Here is a 5,782-nt window from a genome sequence, read left to right as displayed (position 1 = left end):
GTGAGCGGTAGGGCATACGCTTGCCCGCACCGCGACTGCTGATAGGAGAAGCAGATGACCAAGCGTTCCAAGAAGTATCGCGAGGCGGCCGAGAAGGTCGATCGCACCAACCTGTACACCCCCGAGGAGGGCATCGCCCTGCTCAAGAGCATGCCCAAGCGCGGGTTTGACGAGACCGTGGAGGCCGTCTACCGCCTGAACGTCGATCCCCGCAAGGCCGACCAGCTGGTCCGCGGCACCGTCAGCCTGCCCAACGGTACCGGCAAGACCGTGCGCGTCCTGGTCTTTGCCCGTGGCCCTCAGGCGACTGCAGCTGCCGAGGCCGGAGCCGACGAGGTGGGCGACGACGAGCTGGTGACCAAGGTCGCCGGCGGCTACCTGGACTTCGATGCCGTGGTGGCCACCCCCGATATGATGGGCAAGGTTGGCCGTCTGGGCCGCGTGCTGGGTCCCCGTGGCCTCATGCCCAACCCCAAGACCGGCACCGTGACCATGGATGTGGCCAAGGCGGTCACCGAGATCAAGGCTGGACGTATCGAGTTCCGTGTGGACAAGAACGGCAACCTGAGCTTCCCCGTGGGCAAGGTCTCCTTCGAACAGCAGGCTCTGGAGGAGAACTTCCACGCGGTTGACGAGGAGATCAAGCGTCTGAAGCCGGCCACGGTCAAGGGCCGCTACATCACCAAGGCCACCGTCACCACCACCATGGGCCCGGGCGTTCCTCTGGACATCGCGGTGCTCTGAATTTCTTCCGTATAATTAGTTGAGGGCGAGAAGCGCGATTGCTTCTCGCCTTTTCTATAATGGCGATAAAGTGAATTGACAGTAGGGGGAGTAGATAATCTCGTGGGCGCGGATTCAAAAACAAGCAGCACTGGAGTGCCTCTTCCGAGTGATTATCAATATAGTGAAAGCTCAAAGAAAGCAAGCTTTACTGTCGAGGAACGCAAGGAACAAATACTTGACGCTGCAACACACATCATAGGAAAGAATGGCTTCTGGGGCTTTACAGTGCGTCAAGTAGCCGAAGCTTGCAATCTGACTGAGCCTGCCATTCTTTATCACTTCAAAAACAAGGAAAAACTACTGGTAGCCGTACTATCGCGCAGGGACGATATTGACCTGCACAATATGGCATCGGAGTTACACGTTGGGTTGGATCGGCTATGGGCCGATCCTACAGAATTCGGACTATGGGATCTCTGCTTGGCTGCTGTGCAGAAGAACTCGAAGCAGCCTGAGATAGTACGTCTGTACACCATCATGCAGGGGGAGTCGCTCAACTCGGAGCATCCAGCCTATGCCTACTTCCAGAATCGAGAACGATGGGCTACCAGTCTTTTTGCTAGGGCAGCAAAGCATGATGGGTACGATGACCCAGCTCGCATAGCCCAACTCGTTCTTTCTGAAATGGATGGGATGCAGATACGCTGGTTGAGGGATTTGGGACATTTCGATCTGGTGGAATCCTGGAAAGCGTTTAGAGAACGCTTCGCATGAGAACAAACTGATCATTGCTACAAGAAGTTAGAAGCCGCGAAGGCTTCGAAGCTGATATCACTTATATAATTAGTTGATTTGACAAACAACACTGACAATCATATATTGATAGCACTTATTGTTAACTACATAGTTAATGATAGGCAATCACAAAATTACGATTTCGAAGACGAGGTCATGATGCAGACGAAAGACGAAACTGCAAGGAAAACACCGTTCGAATTAGCGGTAGAGCGTATCAAGGATGGTGCTGATTCGGAACATGAGGCAAAGAAGCTTTATGCTCAGCTGACTGAGGAAGAGAGTCTTGATCTGCTGGATGGGGATACCCCATTCTGGCCAGGGATGCTCAGTTTTATCAAGGATGGGTATAACTACCGCCCTTACGTACACGGGCAAAATGACCGATTAGGCATTCCAGGCATCCGATTCATTGATGGTCCGCGCGGCTGTGTCCGTGGGGAGGGCACAGCCTTTCCCGTATCTATGGCACGTGGTGCCACTTGGGATGTGGCTCTTGAGGAACGGGTGGGGGTAGCGATCGGCGAGGAAGTTCGTGAAGAAGGCGGCAACTTTTACGGTGGAGTCTGTATCAACCTCCCAAGGCATCCGGCATGGGGTAGGGCGCAAGAGACCTATTCCGATCAACCAATCATTCTCGGCAGAATGGGGGCCGCTCTGGCCAAGGGCGTACAGCATAATGCTATGGCCTGCATGAAGCATTTTGCATGCAATTCAATGGAGAATGCGCGCTTCAGCGTTGATGTCAGTGTTGACGAAGCGACTTTCAACGAAGTGTATCTACCTCATTTCAAATATGTTGCCCAACATGGCATCTATGCGGTCATGAGCTCCTACAATTCCATAAATGGAGAATGGGGAGGCCAAAACCGCTACAACCTAATCCAAGTTCTTCGGGACGAGTGGAACTTTAAAGGACTGACTGTTTCGGATTTCATTTGGGGATTACGCGATCCGATTGCGTCAATCACCCATGGTCTTGATATAGAAGAACCTTTCTCCCAGCAGCGACATGAAAAAGTGCAACAGGCCTTGAGAGAGGGGAGGCTCTCTTGGGGCGATATCCGGCGTTCAGGGGTACGCATATTGGAAAATCAGCTCAGATTCTATGCTCAGCGCTGGAGTGATGAGCCTAAGAATACCCTTGCCTCCGATCCACACACACAGCTGGCTCGCGAGGTTGAAGACAGAGCTGTCGTTCTCTTGAAAAATGATCAGGTAGAAGGTGAAACGGTTCTGCCGCTCCTTCCGCAAAAGACGAGGAAGATCGCCGTCTTTGGCAGACTCGCAGATATCGCCAACACTGGAGACCATGGTTCTTCCGATGTGCATGCACCCTATGTGGTGACAGTCCTGCAGGGGCTGCAGGACGCCTATGGCAAGCAGAAAATTGATTACCTTTCTGGCGGTTCTGATGAGGATGTTGCTGCCTGTGCAGCAGGTGCAGATGCTGCAGTGGTTGTGGTGGGATACACTGCTGCCGATGAGGGGGAATTCGTGGATGGTTCTATAGCCGACCGCGATGATTTGTTGGCATTATATCCTGAGCCTCATGATGAGAATGAAGAAAAAATTCGTGATGAGGTTCTTAAAGCTATGGGTAGCGGAGCCAGTGTCGTTGGCACTGGAACCACTGGTGGTGATAGACGTGATCTGCATCTTCATAAGGATGATGTAAATCTTATAGCTCAGGTTTCAAGGTATAACCCGAGGACCGTTGTGGTCGTTGTCAGCGCTGGTGCTGTACTCATGGAGGACTGGGTGGATCAGATTCCTTGTCTGCTGCTTGGGTGGTATTCCGGTATGGAAGGCGGGCACGGAATTGCAGACATCATCACTGGTAAAGCGAATCCTTCAGGACACCTTCCCTATCCGATTCCGGCGTCTGAAGATGACTTGCCTGATTTGAATATTGATGCCACAGAGATTACCTATGACCGTTACTATGGGCAGCGTCTCATTCAGCATAAAGGGTCGAAAGCATTGTTCCCCTTGGGATATGGGCTCTCGTACACAACATGGCAGGTAGCAAGAATCACGAGCCGTTCGGCTGACACGGTTGCAGGGACGGGATGCGTCGAAGTTGAAGTGGAAAATACCGGCGACCGGGATGGCTGGTGTGTTGTCCAGATTTACGGTAGTCAGACCGAGGGTGACCGTGCAGATGAGCGTGAACTTTTGGGCTTCTCGACTGTGCAAGTACCTGCTCATGCGGGCAAGACGATCTTGGTTGATACTGACTATAATGCGTTGGGTCGTTGGAATGCGCATACACGCAAAGTTGATGCCCCTCATGGATTGATTCGCTTGGAAGCCTCTTTATACTGGGGCGATCCAGATAGCGCTAATGCTGAGGTAACTCTATGAGCACAGTTACTAAAAAAGCCTGGAGCGGTACTGTCACTGATGAGGAGCAGCCAAAACCTCCCTACCGTGTAGGAGTGGCTCTTGCCTTGGTTTCTTTCCTATGGATTGGACCCTATCTTGGTGTGCAGGCTGTGCTGCTGCCATCGAAAGTAGCAGTGATAGCTCCATCTTCCAAGGAAAGCGTCATTGCCATTCTTTCGACGAGTGCAATGATTGTGGCGGCTCTGGCCAATATTGTCTTCGGTGCTCTTTCAGACTTGACTCGGAGTCGATGGGGCAGGCGAACGCCTTGGATAGTTTTTGGCTCCATTGCTTGTGCTGTGATGCTGATAGTTGTCAATATGGCTAATACGGTTGTTTTACTTGTGCTTACCTGGTGCATCTATCAGCTGTTCTTGAATGCCATCGTTGCACCTTCAATTGCCATTCTGTCTGATATGACAGCACCAAGGAATAGAGGCGTAATTACATCCATATATGCCCTTGGATACTCGATCGGGCTGTATGGCGGGCAGATCATTGGTGCACAGTTCCTTAATAAAGTAACTGCCGGCTTTATTGTTATGGCTTTGCTGACATTGATTGCCGGACCGGTTGGAGCCCTTGGGATGCGTGAGCAGTCTAGTCTAGATATGCCTAAATCCAGGTTCGACATGCATATGGTTATTGACCATTTTTCCTTTCCTGTGCACCATGCCAGGGATTACTACTTGGCCTTGTGCGGCAAATTCCTGATCGTCTCAGCGAATTTCGCCATATCAGGTTATCAGCTTTACATTCTGACTGATTATATGAAGCAGGATTCGAGCCAAACATCTCGGCTTGTGTCGATGATCTCTCTGTGTTTGATGGTGACTGCAATCGTCATGTCAGCCGTAGCCGGGCCTATCGCGGATCGGATTCAGCGACGTAAGTTGCCTGTTGTCATCGCTTCTCTTTTCATAGCCGTTGGCGCTTTTATCCCCTTCCTTGATAACCATCCATGGACGATGATTGCTTACGGTGTCATAGGTGGCATCGGAATGGGAACCTACAATGCAGTTGATCAAGCGCTCAACATTGAAGTGCTTCCCAATCCAGATTCTGCTGCGAAGGACTTAGGTATTCTGAATTTGGCTAATACAGGTGGTCAGGTTCTCGGACCAGTTCTCTCAGCGACATTAATTTCTGCTTTCGGATATCAGGCGATATTCCCTGCATCAACAGTATGTGCGCTAGGAGGTGCGGTTCTGGTGGGTCTGATTAAGTCGGTCAAGTAATATCAGGCCGTTATATAGCGAAGTCTGCAAAGTCAGCCAGGATTGATAATTTTGGTTTTCTTTGCAGGCTTTTCCTGTTTGGTATTCAAATTTATTGAGCTGCTATGCGTTGTTTGCTAATCACTAGGTATGTTTGATGTTTTGTCTGAAAGGTTACGAGTATTAGCGCAGCAATCATGTATTCAAAAGAGCAAAAGAAGCGCAGGAATGCTTGCTGCGCAGTAGATAAGTGACTTTCTTTTCGCTAGCAGAGTTCCGTGACGCGTGTTCAGCTCGATGTCTGCGTTAGCAAGATTTGGTCAGGGGCAATGATTGGACAGGTCATCTTTCCGGATGGATGTCCTGTGAAAGGAGCGAGTGCACATCGTCAAATCCACTGTTAACACTATGGGACAGAGCGTTCTCTCAGGCATCGCAATGCTCTGATTCTGTTAGCCTTACACTTCCAGGACGGTAGACTTTCGGCCCCTCGCCCTTTTGCATGTTTTCGCCCGAATTTGTCATCAGTCGGCGCAGGGGTGCGACCTGCGGATTCTGCCGATGATCAGGGCCGCCTGAAGGACGAAGGATTCTCGCGGGTCCATAGCATCCCAGCCAGTCACCTCCACACAGCGCCTCAGCCGGTAGCGCACGGT

General features: G+C 51.2%; 5 protein-coding genes. 4 read left to right on the top strand and 1 reads right to left on the bottom strand.

Going from position 1 to position 5,782, the window contains the following annotated elements; translation table 11 throughout:
- Positions 1–54 precede the first annotated feature (54 nt).
- From rplA to AC0AP0_RS08115, 4 genes are all read left to right on the top strand, one after another.
- Positions 55–744: a 50S ribosomal protein L1 gene (gene rplA / locus AC0AP0_RS08130; protein ID WP_015022450.1), complete on the top strand. Its 690-nt coding sequence runs from the start codon at positions 55–57 to the stop codon at positions 742–744.
- A gap of 102 nt (positions 745–846) precedes the next feature.
- Complete coding sequence (locus AC0AP0_RS08125) at positions 847–1,500, top strand: TetR/AcrR family transcriptional regulator (protein WP_181414955.1); 654 nt, start codon at positions 847–849, stop codon at positions 1,498–1,500.
- A gap of 177 nt (positions 1,501–1,677) precedes the next feature.
- Positions 1,678–3,888 carry a glycoside hydrolase family 3 protein gene (locus tag AC0AP0_RS08120; protein WP_490430098.1) on the top strand — a complete coding sequence of 737 codons (2,211 nt, stop codon included), beginning with the start codon at positions 1,678–1,680 and terminating at the stop codon, positions 3,886–3,888.
- Positions 3,885–5,147: an MFS transporter gene (locus AC0AP0_RS08115; protein ID WP_490430097.1), complete on the top strand. Its 1,263-nt coding sequence runs from the start codon at positions 3,885–3,887 to the stop codon at positions 5,145–5,147. The genes AC0AP0_RS08120 and AC0AP0_RS08115 overlap by 4 nt, the downstream gene beginning before the upstream one ends.
- A gap of 503 nt (positions 5,148–5,650) precedes the next feature.
- On the opposite strand, the gene AC0AP0_RS08110 is transcribed toward AC0AP0_RS08115, so the two are convergent.
- Positions 5,651–5,779, bottom strand: coding sequence for a helix-turn-helix domain-containing protein (locus AC0AP0_RS08110; RefSeq protein ID WP_490430099.1), 129 nt, complete (start codon positions 5,777–5,779; stop codon positions 5,651–5,653).
- Positions 5,780–5,782: the final 3 nt, after the last annotated feature.

The organism is Bifidobacterium sp. POST2/T3 (B1), assembly GCF_058197115.1.
Note: the sequence above shows the minus strand (reverse complement) of the source record. Positions and strands in the feature narration are given on the sequence as shown.